This window comes from Desulfobacterium sp. N47 (assembly GCF_051233685.1).
GTDB lineage: Bacteria > Desulfobacterota > Desulfobacteria > Desulfobacterales > RPRI01 > RPRI01.
The window spans coordinates 1-1,027 of record NZ_JBAMMY010000231.1 but is presented as its reverse complement, the minus strand read 5'-3'; the positions used below and the strand labels follow the sequence as shown (position 1 = coordinate 1,027).

General features: G+C 40.6%; 2 protein-coding genes and 2 pseudogenes. 1 reads left to right on the top strand and 3 read right to left on the bottom strand.

Annotated features, from left to right (window positions below; translation table 11 throughout):
• Positions 1-9: 9 nt before the first annotated feature.
• On the top strand, positions 10-123 hold the full coding sequence (locus VXK47_RS14965; RefSeq protein ID WP_435549589.1) for a hypothetical protein: 114 nt from the start codon (positions 10-12) through the stop codon (positions 121-123).
• Positions 124-140: 17 nt separating this feature from the next.
• Here VXK47_RS14965 and VXK47_RS14960 read toward each other — a convergent pair whose 3' ends face one another.
• From VXK47_RS14960 to VXK47_RS14950, 3 genes and pseudogenes are all read right to left on the bottom strand, one after another.
• On the bottom strand, positions 141-458 hold the full coding sequence (locus tag VXK47_RS14960) for a hypothetical protein (RefSeq protein WP_435549588.1): 318 nt from the start codon (positions 456-458) through the stop codon (positions 141-143).
• Positions 447-536: pseudogene (locus VXK47_RS14955) on the bottom strand (hypothetical protein); the annotation flags it as partial. The gene VXK47_RS14960 and the pseudogene VXK47_RS14955, both read right to left, overlap by 12 nt.
• Before the next feature lie 93 nt (positions 537-629).
• Positions 630-875, bottom strand: a pseudogene (locus VXK47_RS14950) (zf-TFIIB domain-containing protein); the annotation flags it as partial.
• Between the last annotated feature and the right edge of the window lie 152 nt (positions 876-1,027).

Below are 1,027 nucleotides of genomic sequence, written 5' to 3'. Positions count from 1 at the left end.
AGGCAAGAAATTAAAAACTATTTTGAATTATATAACTATGAACGGCCGCATCAAAAACTTGACAAAAAAACACCGGATATGGTCTACTGGGAAACATTTCCCAGGAAAGAGGCAGCAGCTTGAATAAGCAGTTTATCACTTTAAAAAAGCATTTTGCTGTTCAAACAATCCCGACCACCGCTGGAAAGAATGACCGCGTCTGCCGGAACGCGGGCACCTTCATTCAAAATCAGAATATCCCCCCGAACAACCTCGCGACCAGCAATTCGTTTTTGCTTTCCTTCCCGGATAGCCCGGGCACGCGGGCTGGAAATATCTCGCAGTGCTTCCAGCGCCCGTTCGGTTTTTCTTTCCTGATAAAGCGTGATCCCGATGACGACAAAGACGAAACCAAGCAGCATTAAAGCTTCTCCCATATCACCTAAGAAAAAGTAGAGAGTTCCGCATGCCACCAGCATCAAAAACATCGATTCACGCGCTACTTCGAAGGCAATAGACCAAAAACTGCGCTTTTTGCCGGAAGGCAATTCATTGGGCCCTTCTTCCTTAAACCTCTATGCTGCATCTTGTTCAGAAAGACCTTTGATACCGTTGATCTCAAAATTTTTTGCCATTTATTTTTTTACCGTTTAATCAAATAAATCAAAAAGGAAGCTCTTTTTCTTCTTATAATGGCCATCATAATGTTTATCTCCATGATGCTTGCCATGATGTTCGTCATGATGTTCATAATCACTTTGCCGGTATTGCACTTGAGGGATTTCTGAAACCGAGCGCTCAATGATCTTGTCCAATTCTCCCCGGTCGAGCCAAATCCCACGGCAATCAGGGCAATAGTCGATTTCAATCCCTTGCCTGTTATTAATCAAAAGTTTAACATTGCATACTCAGTAGTGTCCGGTTAAGTTTTTGCATGTTATATGGGATAAAAAAATTATAAAAATGTTTATTTTTTGCTTGACAAAGCAGATAAAAAATTTTTGTCGCCTTGTTATAAATTATAATTATAACAAGGAGTTAAGACAAA

Coding starts and splice junctions, on each gene's coding strand:
- VXK47_RS14960 (WP_435549588.1), bottom strand. CDS start 458: ATGCTGGTGGCATGCGGAACTCTCTACTTTTTCTTAGGTGATATGGGA.